Below are 17,942 nucleotides of genomic sequence, written 5' to 3' on the forward strand. Positions count from 1 at the left end.
AGGGGAAACAACTTCCCTCTCTTCCAGCAGAAAAGGTGATAGCTAGTCTTGATCGCTGCGGCGCAGGGGTAGCCAGATCTCGAAGCGTGAGCCTTCACCCTCAACGCTGTCCAACAGAATGCGCCCCCCATGCGCTTTCACAACCCATTGCACGATAGCCAGACCCAGACCGCTACCACGTGGTGCCTCCTCCGGTTGCTCGGTGTCTGCTCGCTTCACCGTGATGCGATAGAAGCGTTCAAACAGGTGCGAGAGGTGTTCTGAAGCGATTCCGGGCCCATCATCCTCAACGCGGAGCCAGCACCAGCCGTCTTTCTTGCCTGTTCCACATTCAATGTGCACTTCTGACCCTTTCCCGGTGCTGTACTTGATCGCGTTCTCGACCAGATTTTGCAGCATCGAGACAAGGTACGTGCGATCACCGGTCACTGGTACTTCGGGCAATTCTCCAAGCGAGAGGTGTAAGCCCTTTGCCTGGGCAAGAGGAGCAAGACGCTCGACCACATCAAGCACGACTTCACTGAGATCGACCCGCGTCTTTTCAAGCAGTGCCTGTCCTGTTTCAGCGCGTGCCAGCAGCAGCAGATCATTGACGAGGCGGCTGATATGCTCGTTCTCGGCGCGTACCGTTTGTAATGCGCTTTCATAACGCTCGATTTGTGAAAGAGCTTCCTCATAGGTATCGGGCTTGCGCTGCCCCGTGAGTGCCTGATTGACTGCTACATTCATGATCGTTAAAGGGGTACGGAGCTCGTGACTGGCATCGGCAGTAAAGCGCCTCTGATGCTCGAAGAGCTTCTCCAACCGATTGAGCATGCTGTCAAAGGTCGCTGCCAGTTCACCCAGTTCGTCGCGCTTCTTCAGGTTGAGGCGGCGGCTGAGATCTGTTTTTCCGATCTGGCGGGCAGTGCTGGTAATTATATGAACAGGCCGCATTGCCCGACTCGCGATCCAATAGCCACCAATGGCGAGAATAATGAGAATAAAGGGAATAACAAGCGAAAGGTTTAGCAGGACGCGCTGAAGAATGACCTGTGAGTCAATCTGACGTCCCACTACGAGAGACCCGGCAGGCAGCCCCTGAGCCGTGAGAAGCTGCATCTTGCAGACCTGTATCTCAGGCTGTTTAGGTTCGGTTTGACAGCTATAGCTACTGACCATGTTATTCAGTGGCTCCAGTGATATGCCTATGACCGCCCCATATGAGGTGACGAGGTTCCCGTTTTGATCGTAAATAGCAGCTCCTGCGCCCTCAGGAAGATCTTTTTGTGCTATCTCGAAGATCTGATCCCGTTGTATTCTGGTCAATTGTACTTCTGTTTCCCTATTCGCATTTTTCCCCTCTTGAACCGTGACCTGGTACCAGTTCTGTACTGTATTCCCGAGCTGCATAACCTGACTGGAAAATTGGGCCTCGTCCCGCTGGTAGAGCGTCTGCGCAAGGGTATAGTACAGTAGCCCGCCCGAGATGACGAGCAGGATAGCGGTTATGCCAACATACCAGAGCACCAGCCGAAAGCGAATGCTTGTGAGGAAGCTGAATAGCCGTGTAAGGGGTCGGTTGCTTGCTGGCTCGTAAATTTTTTCATCATCCATGCCTTGTTGATTCCTTTCCAAAGTCGGGGGCGCGTAAGCGATAACCCGCGCCGCGAACGGTTTCCAGCATTTTGAAAGTGAAAGGCTCATCGATCTGACGGCGTAAGCGGCGGACTGCAACATCAACGGCATTGAGCGTTCCAATCACATCGTAGCTCCAAAGGTGCTCAGAGACCATTTCACGCGTTAGCACTTGATTTGGGTGTCGCATGAAGTATTCGAGCAGCGAAAAGCCACGCGTTGAGAGGACGATGGGGCAGCCTGCGCGCTCAACATAGTGCGTGGCGGGGTCAGCGATCAGGTCACCCACACGCAGCACGCCGCTTTTATCAGGAGCATCGCGACGCAAGAGCGCCCGAAGCCGCGCTAGAAGCTCGCTCATGTCGAACGGTTTCACCAGATAGTCATCAGCCCCGCTATCCAGTCCCTTCACGCGATCAGAGACGGCATCACGGGCAGTAAGCATCAGAATCGGCGTTCGTTTTCCCTGACTGCGAAGCGTGCGGCAGATGCTCAGACCATCTTTGTTGGGGAGCAGAATGTCCAGGATGATAGCGTCATATGGCCCGATTTCCGCATATTCCAGTCCCGCAAGCCCGTCGAACGCGTCATCTACAGCGTAACCCTCGTTTTGTAAGCTCTTCTTTAAGAGCTGATGAAGCTGGTAATTATCTTCGACCAGCAGAATGCGCATGCGTTCTCTCCTTTTGCCAGAATCACCATACCATAGTATCCCGTATTATTCTGACAGAGTTCTGACAGCAAGCTCTGTTGAGCTAAAATCACCCTGAACATTACCCAACGCCGATGGATTGTCAGGAGGCGCTCATTCTGCTATAGTAATGCTTCTGGTGTTGGGTAATCAAAGGAGGGATGCGATGGCGCAACGCGGATTGACGGCCATTGTCTGGTGCGAGGAAGAGCAGGCCTATGAGCTGCAAACAGCGGGGAAGACGCGCCTGTATCGGAGCGAGACCGAGGACGCAGACTGGTTTTCCAATCTGGCCGCTTGCTCGGGGTTTCGCTTTGTGGGCAGGCATGGGCATATGACCGTGCGGAAGGAGTCGCGCAAGCGTGGTTCGGGCTACTGGTATGGATATCGCCGGCGCAACGGACGCACGCATAAGCAGTATATCGGGCGCGATGCTTTGCTAACGTTAGAGTATCTTGAGCATATCGCGCAAAAGCTTGCAGAAGAGGCTGAAGCCGAGCCAGCGGATCCGCCGCTGCTTGCGGTCAAATTGCGAATGCCGCGCCTGGCTGCCTCGTTGATTCGACGGGAGCGGCTGCTTGAGCTCTTTGACACGCTTGGTGAGCGTCAGATGCTGCTGGTCACTGCTCCGGCTGGTTCGGGCAAGACAACTGTTGTCTGTCAGTGGTTACAGCGCCAGGCGTTGCCCGTTGCGTGGGTTGCGCTTGATGAGGCTGATAACGATCTGTCACGCTTCTGGCGCTATGTGATAACAGCCTGCCAGACACTGCATCGCGATGCTACCTGTACGGCTCGGGAACTACTCGCCTCCCTGCTACAACAGCCTGAAAACGCGCTGACCCTTCTGCTGAACGCGCTTGCTGAGAGCGATCAGCCTGGGATTCTGGTGCTCGAAGATTACCATCTCATCACGATGCCCCGTATTCATGAGACGCTTGCCTTCTTTCTTGAACACCTTCCGCCCTCTTTGCATGTTCTGCTTACCAGTCGCTCGGAACCCCCTTTGCCGCTTGCGCGCTTTCGTGCTCGGGGCGAACTGGGGGAAGTTCAGGCAAGCGATCTACGTTTCTCGCTTGAGGAGGAGCGGCTTTTTCTGCGCCAGTTTCTTGAGCGCCTGCCAGACGAGAAAACGCTACATCGGCTTGACGCGCGGCTTGAAGGATGGGCTGCCGGGTTGCGACTCCTTGCACTGGCGCTTCAGGGTCGGCAATCGTTGCGGGAGCTCGATCGGTTTGCGGGGAGCACACGTCCGCTTCGCGAGTATTTTGTGACAGAGGCTCTCAATGCGCAACCCGAGCCCCTGCAGCGTTTCTTACTGCTGACTGGCGGCTTGCCACGAGTTGCGGGTTCGCTCTGTGATGCAGTGCTCGGGCTGGCTGACGAAGGGACATATCTACTGGAACGGCTGTATCAGAGCGGCCTGTTTCTGGAACCGCTCGATAGCGAAGGGCGTTGGTATCGCTATCACCCGCTGTTTGCTGAGGCTATGCAGGCTGAAGCGCGGCGTCGTCTGGGTGATGAGGCGGTACAGGCGACATTGGAACAAGCGAGCTTCTGGTTTGAACGGGAAGGGCTGCTTGTCGATGCGGTTGAATGCTCGCTTCAGGTGCGGGATATGGAGCGGGCCGCGGCGCTTATTCTGCGCATGGTCAGCGAATCGCAGTTTCGGGTTGGACTGCGCTATTTTCATCTGGTCAACGAGCACTATACGCTGTTGCGCTGGCTCAAGCAGCTCCCGAAGCCGTTGCTCTGGCGTTATCCGTTGCTCTGCTTGCGTTATGCGGAGGCGCAACTGTTTGCGGCACTTTTGAATAACCGCCCTCCTCAAGAGATGAAAGAGCTTGAAGAGCCGTTGCAAAGAGCCGAGCAGGGGTTCAGGAGCGAGGGGAATCTATCTCGTCTGGGAGAAGTGTTCGCCTTTCGGGCGACGCTTGCTCGGCAGCGAGGCGAGATGCGGGAAGCTGTTACCTGGGCTCATCAGGCTCTTATCTGGTTGCTGCCAGAAGAGCAGGGTTGGCGAAGTAGTTGTCTGGGCATTATCGGTATCGGGGCGCTCTACGAGGGTCATCTGCTGGATGCATCACGTTATTTCGCGGAGGCACTGGCAAACGCTGAGAAGAGCGGGAATAAGGGATTAGCGCGCGCGCAGTTTGCGTTGCAGGGTGCTGTGCTGGCGGCTAGAGGCAGGTTGCGCCAGGCCGCGGCTCATTATCAGCGCGCTCTGCTAGAAGCAAGCAAGCAGGGAGATCAGGACGATGTGATGCGTTTGCGGTTGAATCTTGCGGCGATCCATTATGAGTGGAATGAAGTGGAGAATGCCAGAGAGGCCGTCCAGGAGATACAGACCTATGCCGGGCGGATCGGTGACGAGGAGCTTTTTATGCATGCTGAACTCTTGCTTGCTCGTCTCGAACAGGCAGGCAACCAGAGCGAGCATGCCATCCAGCGGCTACAGGCGCTCCTGGAACGGCTGCAAGCGCTGGATTTGCCACTGCGCCTTTCTCTTCTGAGTGAAGTTCGCCTGGCGCTGGTGCGGCTCTACTGGCTGAATGGCAACCTTGAAGCGGTGCGTCAGTGGGCTAATGAGCGTCAACGAGACAGGCATGCTCATAGGCGTCTGCTACACGAGCGCGAGGAGTGTATGGTTGCTCGTCTGGCGCTGGCGGAAGGTCGTTGTGCGGATGCTCACGCTATACTTGCCCCCTTGCTTGATGCAGCCTTACAGGACGATCGCCAGGGTGATGTGCTGGAAATACGTCTGCTGCTTGCTCAGGCAACAAAACAGCAAACGTCCAGAAGCCTGCTGCATGCAGCATTGCACCAGGCCCGCGCTGAAGGCGGTGTCCAGTTCTTGCGTCGCTTTCTGGATGAGGGACCTGCGCTGTTGTCCCTCTTGCAGCAGCATGCGCCGCATTTCCATGAAAGACCGCTCCAGCTCGTCATACAGAAGATTGTCAGGGCTGCGGGCTCAGCACAGCCTGCGGAGCCAGTTGAGCCGCTGAGTGCCCGGGAGCTCCATGTTCTGCGCCTGCTTGCCTCAGGACTCTCCTACCGCGACATCGCGCGTGCGCTGTTTGTTTCGGTCAACACGATCAAGACGCAGGTGAGCAGTATATATCGGAAGCTTGGCGTCAATACGCGGCAGCAGGCATGCTCAGTTGCCAGAGCGCTCCAGCTCTTGCCTCAGCAGAAGTAGTGAGAAAGCTCTTGTTGTGTTTGTGGTGAACTCACAGAGCAGTCACAAACGTGATCTACTCTATAGAGGGAAAACAACACGTCGATAGCAAAAAGCGAAGCGTAAGAGTGCATGCTATAGTTGAGTTTACGGACCGCAGAAAGTGCTTTTCCTGTTTTCCTTTCTATTTGAGAATGGATGAATGACTATCGAGTAGAAGGAGAGGCCTTCTCTAAAAGGAGCGACCCTGATGACCAAGTCTTTCAATAAAAAGAAGAATCCCCCCTCCGTTTCGCTAGATACAGTTCAGCAGGTGGGGGAGTCACCGCTGTACCTTTCTCGCCCTACCTCCATGCATCGTCTTGACCTTGAAGGGAAGCCACTTCTTTCCTCGGCAGAAAGCGCTTCAACTGTGACCGCAGAAGAGCAGGAATGGCTCTACTTCTGGCAACAATACGCGCCATTACAGAAAGAGGCTATGCTGAAGGATGCACGATCAGGAAAGATCAAAACAGTCTCCTGCGATATGCGTGACGAAAAGGGTGAGAGGCATTGGTGGGATGTGACGATTCTGCCTGTTTTTGACGCCCAGGGCGCATTGAATCATTTTCTTGTTCTTACCAGTGAGGTAACAGCATATCATCAGATACAAGCTGCATTGGAAGAACAATTGCGCTTGGCTCAGTTGAACATGGATGTTAGCATAGCGCTTACCCGCGAGTTGTCCTTGCAGGAGATGTTGAAACACTGTGCCGCAGCGCTTGTCAAGAACCTTGGAGCAGAGCGGGCCTGTATCTGGACGCTTGATGAGCAAGAAAAGGTGCTGGAGCTTCAGGCGGATGCCGGGGTGCCCATAGAGAACCGGGTTGAGCATATGCGCATTCCGCTTCAATCGAAGCTTATAGGGGAGATCGTGCAAACGAAGCGGCCCATCCTGACCAACTCCCTGCTTGACGATATCGCTCCCGAGGGCCGGGAAGCAATCCAGAAAGCGGGGATGGTGGCTTTTGCTGGCTTCCCCTTGATGATTGAGCAGCGGGCCGTCGGGGTAATGGTTGTGTTCACACGCAATCCGCTGACCGGGGCAACGTTCCATGCAATGGAGTCAGTGTCGCTTGGCATCGCACTCGGTATTGAGCGGAAGAACGTGGAGGAGGGACAGAAGCGGATGGGATTGCTTATTGAGCAATCAACGAATGCGATCTGTGCCGTCTCTCTGGATGGCTATTTGCTGCAATATAATCCTGCCTGTAGCAGGATGCTTGGTCTTCCGGCTCAGTCTGCACCCCGTTCGCTCCGGCTGCTGGATTGTTTTCCGCAGAAGGTGCGTCAGCGTTTGCAGGAGGCGCTGAGGCAGGTACACGAGACAGGGCAATGGGAGGGCGAGCTTGAGCTGCGGAATGCGAGTAGCGGCAAAGAGATAGTGATTGCGCTCAGCATCATTTTAGTTGCCGATCCTCAGAGCCGGCGGTCTGGCTGGTTGGCTCTGGCGGCTCATGATATCACAGCTCAAAAGCATGTGGAAAGCACCCTCAAGAAGAGCGAGGAGATGTTTCGGACGCTGGCAAATCAGGCTCCTATGATTATCTGGCGCTCAGATGAGCATGGCAATGTCATCTATGCAAATGAGCTATGGAAGCGTTTCACGGGTTTGGAGGTGAAAGAGGGAGAGGATAGCATGAGCTGGCTTTCACTACTTCACCCTGAAGATCGGTCAAGGATTATAGAAGCGCGTACGGCTGCACATAAAGCTCGTCGAACGTATCAGGATCAGGCGCGTATGCGTCGTGCGGATGGAGAGTATCGTACCCTGGTTGTTACCGGTTCTCCCTGTTATGATGCCCGGGGCACGTTTTCCGGCTTTATCGGCGTGAACATGGATATCACGGAGCGTCAGCGGGCAGAGGAAGAGCGTACTCGCTTGCTGCACTCGCTGGCTGTGGAGCGGTCGCGTTTTGAAGAGGTGCTGCGGAACCTGCCTTCTGGCGTGCTGATTGCTGAAGCGCCTTCGGGGCGTATCATGATGGGAAACGAGCAGGTTGAACGAATTTTTCGTGGAAAGCTATTTTATGCAGAAAACGTAGAACAGTACAATGAGTGGACTGGCTGGCATCTGGATGGAACGCCAATGCAACCGCATGAATGGCCGCTTGCTCGCGCTGTACATGGGGAATATGCGACAGAGACTGTGAAGTACCTGCGTGGTGATGGCACTATCGGCTTTATTACCATGAGCGGTGCTCCTATTAAAGATGAGCATAATAATACTGTTGCTGGTGTTGTGGTTATAAATGATATTACCGAACAGAAGATGTTAGAGCGTAAACAGGAAGCTTTCTTCAGCATCATCTCACATGAGCTCAAGACGCCTCTGACCGCCATTCAGGGGAATGTCCAGCTCGCGATGCGGCGTATCAAGCGGATAGAGCAACGAGAGGAGCTGCCCGAACACCTGGCGCAATCGTTTGATGACATACAGGGCTTCCTTGATCGCTGTCAGCAGCAGCTTCGGGTGCAGAATCGGCTGATTAACGATCTGCTTGATATCTCGCGGGCGCAAAGCGACAGGTTGGAGATACACCCGAGCCTCTGTGACCTCTACGAGCTTGTCACTGAAACGGTGCTTGATCAGCAGAGTGCTCAGCCGCAACGCGAGATTCGGCTTGAGCTGCCGCCAAAGGAGCGGATTCAGGTGAAGGCCGATCGCGATCGAATCGGTCAGGTGTTGCTGAACTATCTGACGAACGCGCTGAAGTATTCGCCTGTTGATAAGCCTGTGACAGTTGGACTGGATGTGGAGCCGCGACAGGTGCGGGTCTGGGTTCGTGATCAGGGGCCGGGACTCTCGCCGAAGGCGCAGCGACAGGTCTGGGAACAGTTCTACCAGGAGCCAACCATACAGGCAAGTAGTAAGATCGGTGTGGGTCTGGGCCTGGGCCTCTACATCTGCCAGAAGCTCATCAGAGATCATCAGGGAGAAGTCGGTGTTGATAGTAAAGAGGGTGAGGGTTCGACTTTCTGGTTCACCCTGCCATTGTCTGAGTAGGTCAGCGGGCTCCGGAAGCACCTTCGGAGCCTTTTTCTTCTGTCGGGAAATGGTACCGATCTGCACGTATTGCATCTATGTATGCCGTCACATCTTCTTCAGGATATCCAAGATAGGTGAGCGTCTGGCGCACGATCTCAAGCCCCCCTTCCAGTTCAGGGTGAATGACATCGGTCGCACCGAGCGCGAAGAGCTGCTGTATACCCGCTCTGGTGGCGGCCCGAACGATGATCGGCACACCGGGAGCCATCTCATGAACATTCGCGACCACGATTTGAGCGCTGGTTTCATCAGGCAGAGTGATGACAACTGCACGCGCATCTTCAACATGGGCATAGCGAAGAATTTCGGAGTTTGCGGCGTCTCCATAGAGAACGGGGATGTGATGACGCTCTAGCTGCTCAACGCGCTCTACATCGAGATCTACGACCAGATGTGGAATATGCAGTTGTGTCAGCACGCTGACCATATGCTCGCCGACCCTGCCATAGCCGATAACGATGACGTGCTGATACATGCTGCGGTCTTCTAGCGTCTTGGGGATCTGACGTTCAAAGAGCCGCCAGAGCGGAGGAACGTGCTGTATCCCTGCTCTCAATGGCCGAATCAGCCAGAAGAGCAGCGGGTTCAGGAGGATCGAGAGGAGTGCCCCGGCCAGTAGCAATGAATACTGCTCCTTTGCCATCAAGCCCAGGGCGATGCTGGTTTCGCCGAGGATAAACGAGAACTCACCGATCTGGCTGCGCCCGGCTGCCAGCTCCAGGGTTGTCGTTGCTGAGCGAATGAAAAAGGCACCCTGAAGCAGCGTCAGAAGCCATTTCCCGCCGATAATCAGCGCGGTAATGATGAGCACCATGCTGCTTGCTGTCCAGAACGAGGAGACATTGACCAGCATCCCCACGGAGACAAAAAAGAGGGCAGTGAACATCTCGCGAAAGGGCAGTATCTCGGCGCTTGCCTGCTGTGAGAGCCGCGATTCATTGATGACGACCCCTGCCAGGAACGCGCCCAGAGCCAGCGAAACCCCGAAAAGGAGCGATGCGCCAACCGCCGTCCCGAGCGTAATCACAATGATCGCAACGGTAAAGAGCTCATGTGAACGAACGTGCGCCAGATGCGCGAGGAGCCAGGGAATCAGGCGCGCACCAACAACCAGCATCAGCACAATAAACGCGAGTGCCTTCAGCAGCGCTAGCCCCGTAATCTGCCACCAGGTGCTGGAAGCCGCGGCGGAGAAGGTGGGCAGCAGGACCAGGATCAGCACCGCCAGAATATCTTCAAAGACCAGCCAGCCAAGTGCGATACGGCCCGCGAGGCTGTTGAGGATCCCGCGATCCATAAAGTTACGGAGCATAACAACCGTGCTGGCAATCGAGATCGCGATCCCGAGCAATACGCCTGAGGTCAGCGACCAGCCCCACAAGCGTGAGAGCCATAGGACCAGCAGCGTGATGACTCCGGTTTGGAGTAATGCCCCGGGAAACGCAATTGCTCGCACCGCCCATAGATCTCGAATCGAGAAGTGCAGGCCGACATCGAAGAGCAGAAAGATTACCCCGAGCTCGGCGAGCTGCTGAATGGTGTTCAGATCACCCGATGGCCCCGGCGTAAGCGGGCCAATGACGACGCCTGCCAGCAGGTAACCAGCCATCGGGGGAAAACGGAGCTTATGGGCCAGAAAACCGCCAATAAAGGCCGCCGCCAGAGCCAGCGTCATATTAATGAGTATTGGAAAACCGTGCATGCCGCTCTCTATCTGACGTTATGGGTGGGCGCACTGCTACAAACATGTATAGTAAAAGAAGAATGGGTCTCTCTTTATTGTACCTGGTCGATTGAGAAGCGCTTTGGGGCTGCATAAAAAAGCGCCGGATCCCGGAGCAGGTGTTTCCGGCGTTTGGGGTGTGATATTGTATGGAGGGTGCTTCTGTCAGGACATGCGAGTATAGCGCTGAAGAATCTGTATAATCTCCTTGATCTTCTCTTCTCCCTTTCCTTCTTGAATTGCCTCTGTCACACAATGATTCATGTGCCTCTCAATGAGCTTCAGCGCAACCTGATTCAGGGCTGATTGTGCGCCGGCAATCTGGGTGAGAATATCGATGCAATATTGATCTTCGTCTACCATACGTTGAATGCCGCGCACCTGCCCTTCGATGCGGCGCAGGCGTGTCAGCAATTTTTGTTTTTCGTCTGTGGTGTGATGTGATGCCATGATACTCCTTCGTATGTTCTCGATACCCCCGCACCCTATCATAAGAGAATGCGGGGAGGTTGTCAAGCCGAAGTGGAAAGGAACCCGGGTATTCCCGAGTTCCCTTTGTAAGCGCTTGTCAGGCGCTCTGATCGTTCAGACGCAGGCCCCGAAGCAACTGAGCATTCAGTGCAACAATGATGGTCGAGAGCGACATCAGCACTGCGCCAAATGCTGGCGGAAGCACAAAGCCAAGCGGTGCAAGGACTCCTGCGGCCAGCGGAAGCGCGATCACGTTGTAACCGGCTGCCCAGGCCAGATTTTGCAGCATTTTTCGGTAACTGGCCTTACTCAGGGTGATGATGCGCAGGATATCGCGTGGATCATTTTTCACCAGCACGATTCCGGCAGAGGCCCGAGCGACATCTGTGCCCGCACCGATTGCGATCCCGACATCTGCCTGAGCCAGCGCAGGAGCGTCGTTGACACCATCACCCACCATTGCCACCTTCGCCCCGGAGCGCTGCAATTCCCTGACCTTCTCGCTTTTATGTTCCGGCAAGACCTGAGCGAATACTTCATCTATATCAAGCTCTTTTGCCACCCACTCAGCCACCTCCTGCGAGTCTCCGGTGAGCATTGCAACCCGGATACCCTGCTTTTTCAGCGCTGCCACGGCTTCCCGGCTCTCCGGGCGGATCACGTCGGCCAGCGCGAATGCTGCCTGTACGGTACGCTCTTCGAGCAAGTACACAACGGTCTGACCGCTGTGCCCCCACGCGCGCACCGTGTCTACGAATGCCGTCGGTAGTTGTACGCCTGCCTGTGCCAGCAAGCGTGGTCCGCCAACCTGGAACGTGCGTCCCTCGATTTGCGCTTGCACGCCTCGGCCGGGCAGGGCCTGGAACTGGCTGACCTGTGGCAGCGACAGATGACGCTCCCGGGCGGCGCTCATCAGGGCGCGGGCGATAATGTGTTCGCTATCGCCTTCAATGGCGGCGGCGCGGGCCAGCGCCTCGTCTTCGCGCACTGTTGGCTGTGTCAGCATGCGAACCAGCCCCTGTTCTCCTTTTGTCAAGGTGCCGGTCTTATCAAAGATGACGGCGTTCAACTTGCGAGCCTGCTCCAGAGCCAGGCGGTCGCGAACCAGAATCCCGTTTCTGGCTGAGAGCGCTGTAGAGATCGCGATGACCAGCGGAATGGCCAGGCCAAGCGCGTGAGGGCAGGCGACAACCAGTGTTGTGACGACGCGTTCCAGCGTTACATCATTGAAGCCCTGAGCAATGGTCCAGGCGATCAGCGTGATGAGTGCGACCCCGGCGGCGACGAAGGTGAGCCAGTAGGCGGCTCGATCAGCCAGCGCCTGAGCCTGACTGCGGCTTTGCTGTGCCTCTTCGACCAGGCGCATGATGCCGGCGAGCATCGTTTTCTCACCTGTACGCACGACGCGCACGCGCAATGAACCACTTCCGTTGACCGTTCCGGCGATGACCTCTTCGCCCGGCTGCTTGTGTTGCGGGCGCGACTCACCGGTAATCATGCTCTCATTGACCTGGCTTTCGCCTTCAAGAACCACGGAATCGGCTGGAATCTGGCTTCCCGGGCGTACCAGCAGCACATCATCCATTTGAAGGGCGCTGACCGGTACCTTCTCGGTGCCCGATGGCGTGATGCGTTCAGCAACGTCTGGAAGGAGCTTTGCCAGCTCTTTCAGGGCGCTCTGGGCGCTACCGATGGCCCTCATCTCCATCCAGTGACCAAGCAACATGATGGTGACCAGGGTTGCCATCTCCCAGTAGAAGGGCATTCCGCTGACGAGTCCGAAGCTAACAGCCAGGCTATAGATGTAGGCGGTCGAGATCGCCAGCGCAACCAGCGTCATCATGCCGGGTTTGAAGACACGCAACTCATCAAACGCGCCTCGCAAGAAGACCCAACCACCATACCAGAAGATGACGCTGGCGAGGATGGGTTCAATCCAGGCCGAGCCGGGAAAGGTCGGGAGATGATAACCAAGCATGTGCTGAACCATCTCCGCCAGGGCAACGACCGGGATCGACAGGACAAGCGAGATCCAGAAGGGGCGCTTGAACATCGCTTCACTATGCCCGGCGTGCTCCGAATGGCCTGCATGTCCTGTATGGCCCCCATGTTGCATAGGCGCATGCTGATTACCACTTTGCGTAATGTGCTGTTCATGATGCATATGATGATGCTCTGCGTGTTGCTCATGGGAGTGCTGTTCATGCGCTGCCCTTGAGCCGTGGTGGACATTACGCGTTGCTGTCTCTGCGTGTTTTGAATGATTATGCTGCATATGATGCAAATCCTTTTCCTGAAAAGATCTGGAATAATTTCTTTATGATCTATACCCCCGGCGGGTATGTATAGTATATATACCCTGACTGGGTATGTCAAGGGGTATGTGTGATGAATTTTGAAAATTGGCTGAAAAAGGCATCACCCATGCAGGAAGAAGCGCCGATAACAAGCGGTTGTAGTGCTTTGCGCCTGTAGTGAGATATCGGAGAACGTATAGGGTTCTCTGTATGATATATAGCTATAGGGGGTATACATTATTAAGAAAGGCATGGATCAGGAAGAGAAAAAGCCCTCCCATGTTTGTTCTTTTTGCTCCTATTGCCCGAATCTCAGTGGAGCGGATTGCGGTTTGTTGTGTACACTGATTAGAAAGGGGAGGGAGATCATTTTACCAGGCGCGAGAGAGGAGAGCAGCCATGCGCTATCGACTGGGAATAGATGTAGGCGGAACCAATACAGATGCGGTGCTGCTCAATGAGCAGGGCCGCATTGTCTCCATGATAAAAACGCCCGTCACGCCCGATGTGATTGGGGGTATCAGCCACGCAGTGCAGCGGCTGCTTGACCGAACCAGAATACCCCCCCAGAACATCACGTACGCGATGCTTGGCACAACTCAGATTACCAACGCAATTATCGAGCGCAAGGGATTAACGCGTGTGGGTATTATCCGGCTCGGAGCGCCTGCAACGCGGGCAATCCCTCCGCTGGTTGATTGGCCTGCCGACCTGCGCGAGAAGGTTGAGGGGCCGTATGCAGTGCTGCCTGGCGGCGTCGAATACGATGGCCGTGTCATCTCCCCGTTTGACCCTGTCGCTGTACGCGAGACGGTCAGATCCTTTCGAGGGCGAGTGCAGGCCTTCGCCGTTATTTCCGTTTTTGCCGCTGTGCGCGATGAAGACGAGCTGGCGACTGCCGAGATCATCGCCGAGGAGGTAGGCCCGGGAACGCCTGTCTCGCTCTCTCACCACATCGGGAGCCTCGGTTTGCTGGAACGCGAGAACGCCACCATCCTGAACGCTGCTGTGGCCCCGGTCGCCCGTCACATCGCTGTGGCATTTCAGGAGGCACTCAAACAGCTTGGCATCAAAGCTCGGCTCTTTCTCTCACAGAACGACGGAACGCTGATGGAGCTTGAGACGGCGCTGCACTACCCGATTCTGACCATTGCCTGTGGCCCGACGAACAGTATGCGCGGTGCGGCGTTCCTCTCCGGGCTGCGAGATGCCATCGTGATCGATGTCGGTGGGACGTCAACGGATGTTGGCGTGCTGCTTTCCGGCTTCCCTCGTGAGTCGGCTCTAGCGGTTGAAATTGGCGGCGTGCGCACCAATTTTCGTATGCCTGACCTTATCTCGATCGGCCTGGGTGGCGGGTCTGTCGTGCATGTTGCAAGGGATACCTCCACGATTCGTATCGGGCCGGAGAGCGTCGGCTATCGGCTGATGCAAGAGGCGCTCTGTTTCGGCGGCAAGACCTTTACCATGACTGATGTCGCGGTTGCGCGAGGCATGGCTGTCTTAGGGAAACGGAATCGCGTGACGATTGTCCCCGAAGTGATTGAGCGCGCCTTTCGGCAGGGCATCACCATGCTTGAGCAGGCCATTGACCGGATCAAGCTCAGCGCACAGGATGTGCCGGTTGTCGCGGTTGGCGGCGGAAGCATCCTGTTGCCCGGGCGGATGATAGGCATCTCGCAGGTCTACCGTCCCAAATACTTTGAAGTCGCCAACGCGATTGGAGCGGCCATTGCGCAGGTGTCGGGCACAATCGATCACATCTTCTCGCTGGAACGACAATCGCGTGAAGAGGCGTTTCAACAGGCACGACAGGCAGCCATTGTTGAGGCTCTCAAGGCGGGCGCAGATCCCACTATGCTTTCTGTGATCGATGTCGATGAGATTCCGCTTGCTTATCTGCCAGGCAATGCCGTTCGGATCAAGGTAAAAGTTGCAGGCAACCTGAGCAGCAAGGAAACGAGGCAATAGATGCGCGAAATCACAGCACAAGACCTTGAGTACCTGGCTATTGGTGCAGCGATCCTGGGAACCGGAGGCGGCGGTGATCCTCTGATCGGGAAGCTGATGGCCCGGCAGGCAATCGAGGAAAACGGCCCGATCTCGTTGCTTGATCCTTCGGAACTCGCTGATGATGCGCTGGTGATGCCGGTTGGCATTATGGGAGCGCCTACCGTCCTGTTCGAGAAGGTTCCCGAGGGGCGGGAGACACTGCGCCTGTTACGTGCTGTTGAGCAAGCATTAGGCCGGCGTGTGAGCGCGACAACACCAACGGAGTGCGGCGGTATCAATTCACAGATTCCCTTTCTTCTGGCAGCACATGCCCATCTTCCGGTGCTCGATGGCGACGGGATGGGGCGCGCGTTTCCTGAGTTGCAGATGGTGACATTCCATGTCTATGGAGCCTCCGGCTCGCCGGCCTGGCTGGCTGATGAGCGTGGCTCGATCGTTATGCTTCAAACCTCCGATAATATGCAACTGGAATGGCTGGCCCGAGGCGTTACGATGCGCATGGGAGGCCTGGCCCATCTTGTTGATTATGTAGTGACGGGTAAGCAATATCGCCAGATGGCCGTGCACCATACCGTTTCCACCTGTATTGATATCGGGCGTGCCGTACTGCATGCGCCTGAGAAGCGGCAACATCCGATAGAGGTGTTGTGTGCTGCGACTCAAAACACGTGGTATGGTCGCGGCATCGTCCTCTTTCAGGGCAAAATTGTTGATGTTGTGCGCCGCACCGAGGGCGGGTTTGCTCGTGGTCGTGCCGTGCTGCGTGGCTTGCAGGCGTTTCAGGATAGCGAGCTCCTCATTGAATTCCAGAACGAGAACCTTGTTGCCCGACGTGATGGGGAGGTTGTGGCCTGTGTCCCTGACCTCATCACGGTTCTGGATAGCGAGGTTGCAACGGCGATCACGACCGAACGGCTGCATTATGGGCAGCGCGTCACAGTGATTGCAATTCCTTCGCCCGAGATCCTGCGCACCTCTGAGGCATTGCGTGTCTGGGAGCCGCGTGCCTTCGGATACGATATCCCCTTCGTGCCGCTTGAGCGGCGCTTTGCAGCATATTATCGCGAGCATGGTGTCCCTCGTGGGAAGGAGCGCTATCTTTGACACTCCTTTTGTCCGTGGCTTCTTCTTTCACCCTGCATGTTTGCGCATCATCGTGACGCGACGGCATGTAGCGGCGTGCCGTTCGGAAGCGCTTGACGAGTTTCCCTCGGTGGTTCCGGCTCATGAAAATGAGCATAGCATGCAGATGAGCTTCGCTGAAAAGCTATATGCACGTTTGCTTGATAAGTGATCTTCGGTATGTTTCACCTCCTGGTCCACGCCTGAAACTTTCCTGATCTATTTCTGGTAAGGCTCAATTGGCTTTTAGACAGCAATCCCTTCGATCAGCGAGAAAATGCTGTTGGTCGGGATCGCGCGTGAAAAGCGAAAACCCGCCTCACGATAGAGCGCCGCAAACTCCTCTGCTGAACGTTCCTTCCCGTTAAAAAGCGCGCCCATATAAAGATTCATCAGAGCTGGATACGGTGACGGGTTGGAATACTCATTCAGGAGCTCGATGACAAGGATGCGTCCACCGGCCTGCATCGCGGCGCGGCAGTTACGCAGAATAGTGATGCAGTGTTGATCGTCCCAGTCATGCAGGATTGTTTTGAGAATGTAGCAGTCGCCTGTGGTCGCGATGGTTTCTAGAAAATTGCCGGTAACGAAGGTACAACGCTGGCTCAGACCTGCCTCCTCATACCGTTTTTTTGCCTCGTCGAGTACGTGAGGCTGCTCAAACAGCACTCCTTTAAGGTGAGGATGGCGCTGAAGGATACAGGCAAGCAGGCTTCCATAGCCGCCCCCTATATCGACGACTGTGCCTGTCTGCGAGAAGTCGTAGGCGTCCACCAGCGCGGTATCAACTACACGTGAAAGGCTAAGCATAGCCTGATTGAAGAGAGAAGCGATCTCTGGCTTTTCTCGCTGTAATTCCCAGAAGTTTTCACCCCAGGTCAGTTCAAAGAGCGGCGTTTCGCTTTGTACCCATTCGTGCGTCAATTCCCAGATTCGCCACCAATAGAGCTGATCGCGCATCAAGATCATGGTGTGAACAGAGCCGGGATAATCGGGCAACAGATAACAGGACATGGGTGTCTGGCAAAATACTCCGGGTTTCGTTTCCTGAAAGATGCCATAAGCGGTGAGCACGCGCAGGATGCGCACAAGCCGCTCCGGTCGTGTCCCACTGAGCTGTGCAAGTTCGTCAAGGGTGCGAGCATCCTGGTGCAAATGTTCGGCGAGTTTCAGTTTGACAGCTGTGTGCAGGCAGGCCGAAACCACGATGCCAAAATTGAGCGTTAGCAGCGAGATGGAAGGAGCTGTCAGCGGGTTGCTCTGTTGCCTTTCATGCATAGAGAATGGAGCCTTTCTAACGTGGAACAATGATTGAGAGAAGACAAAAACAGCATGCAGCGTTCGTGAATGGGGAAATCCTGATATGCTGTTATTGTGATGGACGAAGCGGTTTTTTCGCGTATAGCAAACTGAGCGAAGGGTAAGGAAAGCGGAAAGTATGCAAAACGAGAAGAAAAAACAGTAGATTTTGCTCACATTCGCCTCCTTACCATCCAGTTCAGCATAAAACAAGTGTTCTTTGGGGAGAGTCTAACATAGAGATTCTTCGCTGTCAAGAAGAAAAAGCGAGATAGTACTGAAGGGTGTGCTAACAAGGAGAAAAGTGTAAATTTTGAGAATATTTTCCTGTGTAACAAAGAATACGTACTTCGAGATATAGCAGAAACGGAGGAGACAATAAGCGACTTGTCTGGTTAAAAAGAGGGATCTGGGGATGATGCATTCTAGGGAAAAGGAGGGAGACA

11 protein-coding genes are annotated in these 17,942 nt (G+C 55.3%); 5 read left to right on the forward strand and 6 right to left on the reverse strand.

The window, feature by feature from the left end; translation table 11 throughout:
- Positions 1–42: 42 nt before the first annotated feature.
- Together KTH_RS04685 and KTH_RS04690 are read right to left on the reverse strand one after the other, a co-directional pair.
- Positions 43–1,596: a sensor histidine kinase gene (locus KTH_RS04685; RefSeq protein ID WP_497616717.1), complete on the reverse strand. Its 1,554-nt coding sequence runs from the start codon at positions 1,594–1,596 to the stop codon at positions 43–45.
- Positions 1,589–2,290 carry a response regulator transcription factor gene (locus KTH_RS04690; RefSeq protein ID WP_497616718.1) on the reverse strand — a complete coding sequence of 234 codons (702 nt, stop codon included), beginning with the start codon at positions 2,288–2,290 and terminating at the stop codon, positions 1,589–1,591. The genes KTH_RS04685 and KTH_RS04690 overlap by 8 nt, the downstream gene beginning before the upstream one ends.
- A 184-nt stretch (positions 2,291–2,474) precedes the next feature.
- Between KTH_RS04690 and KTH_RS04695 the strand changes: the two genes are divergently transcribed.
- Together KTH_RS04695 and KTH_RS04700 are read left to right on the forward strand one after the other, a co-directional pair.
- A complete protein-coding gene (locus KTH_RS04695; RefSeq protein WP_497616720.1) occupies positions 2,475–5,504 on the forward strand; it encodes a winged helix-turn-helix domain-containing protein in 3,030 nt (1,009 codons plus the stop codon).
- A 229-nt stretch (positions 5,505–5,733) separates the two neighbouring features.
- Positions 5,734–8,529 carry a PAS domain S-box protein gene (locus tag KTH_RS04700; protein WP_497616721.1) on the forward strand — a complete coding sequence of 932 codons (2,796 nt, stop codon included), beginning with the start codon at positions 5,734–5,736 and terminating at the stop codon, positions 8,527–8,529.
- 1 nt (position 8,530) lies between these two features.
- Here the strand turns inward: KTH_RS04700 and KTH_RS04705 are convergent, their stop codons facing one another.
- The 3 genes from KTH_RS04705 to KTH_RS04715 form a co-directional block, all read right to left on the reverse strand.
- Positions 8,531–10,273: a cation:proton antiporter gene (locus KTH_RS04705; protein ID WP_111323296.1), complete on the reverse strand. Its 1,743-nt coding sequence runs from the start codon at positions 10,271–10,273 to the stop codon at positions 8,531–8,533.
- 186 nt (positions 10,274–10,459) lie between these two features.
- Positions 10,460–10,744 carry a metal-sensitive transcriptional regulator gene (locus KTH_RS04710; RefSeq protein ID WP_111323298.1) on the reverse strand — a complete coding sequence of 95 codons (285 nt, stop codon included), beginning with the start codon at positions 10,742–10,744 and terminating at the stop codon, positions 10,460–10,462.
- A 118-nt stretch (positions 10,745–10,862) separates the two neighbouring features.
- Positions 10,863–13,040 (reverse strand): heavy metal translocating P-type ATPase, encoded by a 2,178-nt coding sequence (locus tag KTH_RS04715; RefSeq protein ID WP_174843893.1) that lies wholly within the window; start codon positions 13,038–13,040, stop codon positions 10,863–10,865.
- A gap of 421 nt (positions 13,041–13,461) precedes the next feature.
- Between KTH_RS04715 and KTH_RS04720 the strand changes: the two genes are divergently transcribed.
- From KTH_RS04720 to KTH_RS04730, 3 genes are read left to right on the forward strand one after another with little or no spacing between them, the layout of a single operon-like run.
- A complete protein-coding gene (locus tag KTH_RS04720) occupies positions 13,462–15,033 on the forward strand; it encodes a hydantoinase/oxoprolinase N-terminal domain-containing protein (RefSeq protein ID WP_111323300.1) in 1,572 nt (523 codons plus the stop codon).
- Positions 15,034–16,179: an S-methyl thiohydantoin desulfurase family protein gene (locus KTH_RS04725; RefSeq protein WP_111323302.1), complete on the forward strand. Its 1,146-nt coding sequence runs from the start codon at positions 15,034–15,036 to the stop codon at positions 16,177–16,179. It abuts the gene before it with no gap.
- Positions 16,157–16,369, forward strand: a complete 213-nt coding sequence (locus tag KTH_RS04730) for a hypothetical protein (protein WP_137686005.1) — start codon at positions 16,157–16,159, stop codon at positions 16,367–16,369. Before KTH_RS04725 ends, KTH_RS04730 begins: the two co-directional genes overlap by 23 nt.
- A gap of 74 nt (positions 16,370–16,443) precedes the next feature.
- On the opposite strand, the gene KTH_RS04735 is transcribed toward KTH_RS04730, so the two are convergent.
- Entirely contained in the window at positions 16,444–17,475 is a 1,032-nt protein-coding gene (locus KTH_RS04735) for a methyltransferase (protein WP_111323304.1), read from the reverse strand.
- Between the last annotated feature and the right edge of the window lie 467 nt (positions 17,476–17,942).

This window comes from Thermosporothrix sp. COM3 (genome assembly GCF_059696735.1).

Excerpts from the sequence above, each read along its gene's own strand:
- KTH_RS04685 (WP_497616717.1), bottom strand. The coding sequence starts at position 1,596 with ATGGATGATGAAAAAATTTACGAGCCAGCAAGCAACCGACCCCTTACA.
- KTH_RS04690 (WP_497616718.1), bottom strand. The coding sequence starts at position 2,290 with ATGCGCATTCTGCTGGTCGAAGATAATTACCAGCTTCATCAGCTCTTA.
- KTH_RS04695 (WP_497616720.1), top strand. The coding sequence starts at position 2,475 with ATGGCGCAACGCGGATTGACGGCCATTGTCTGGTGCGAGGAAGAGCAG.
- KTH_RS04700 (WP_497616721.1), top strand. The coding sequence starts at position 5,734 with ATGACCAAGTCTTTCAATAAAAAGAAGAATCCCCCCTCCGTTTCGCTA.
- KTH_RS04705 (WP_111323296.1), bottom strand. The coding sequence starts at position 10,273 with ATGCACGGTTTTCCAATACTCATTAATATGACGCTGGCTCTGGCGGCG.
- KTH_RS04710 (WP_111323298.1), bottom strand. The coding sequence starts at position 10,744 with ATGGCATCACATCACACCACAGACGAAAAACAAAAATTGCTGACACGC.
- KTH_RS04715 (WP_174843893.1), bottom strand. The coding sequence starts at position 13,040 with ATGCAGCATAATCATTCAAAACACGCAGAGACAGCAACGCGTAATGTC.
- KTH_RS04720 (WP_111323300.1), top strand. The coding sequence starts at position 13,462 with ATGCGCTATCGACTGGGAATAGATGTAGGCGGAACCAATACAGATGCG.
- KTH_RS04725 (WP_111323302.1), top strand. The coding sequence starts at position 15,034 with ATGCGCGAAATCACAGCACAAGACCTTGAGTACCTGGCTATTGGTGCA.
- KTH_RS04735 (WP_111323304.1), bottom strand. The coding sequence starts at position 17,475 with ATGCATGAAAGGCAACAGAGCAACCCGCTGACAGCTCCTTCCATCTCG.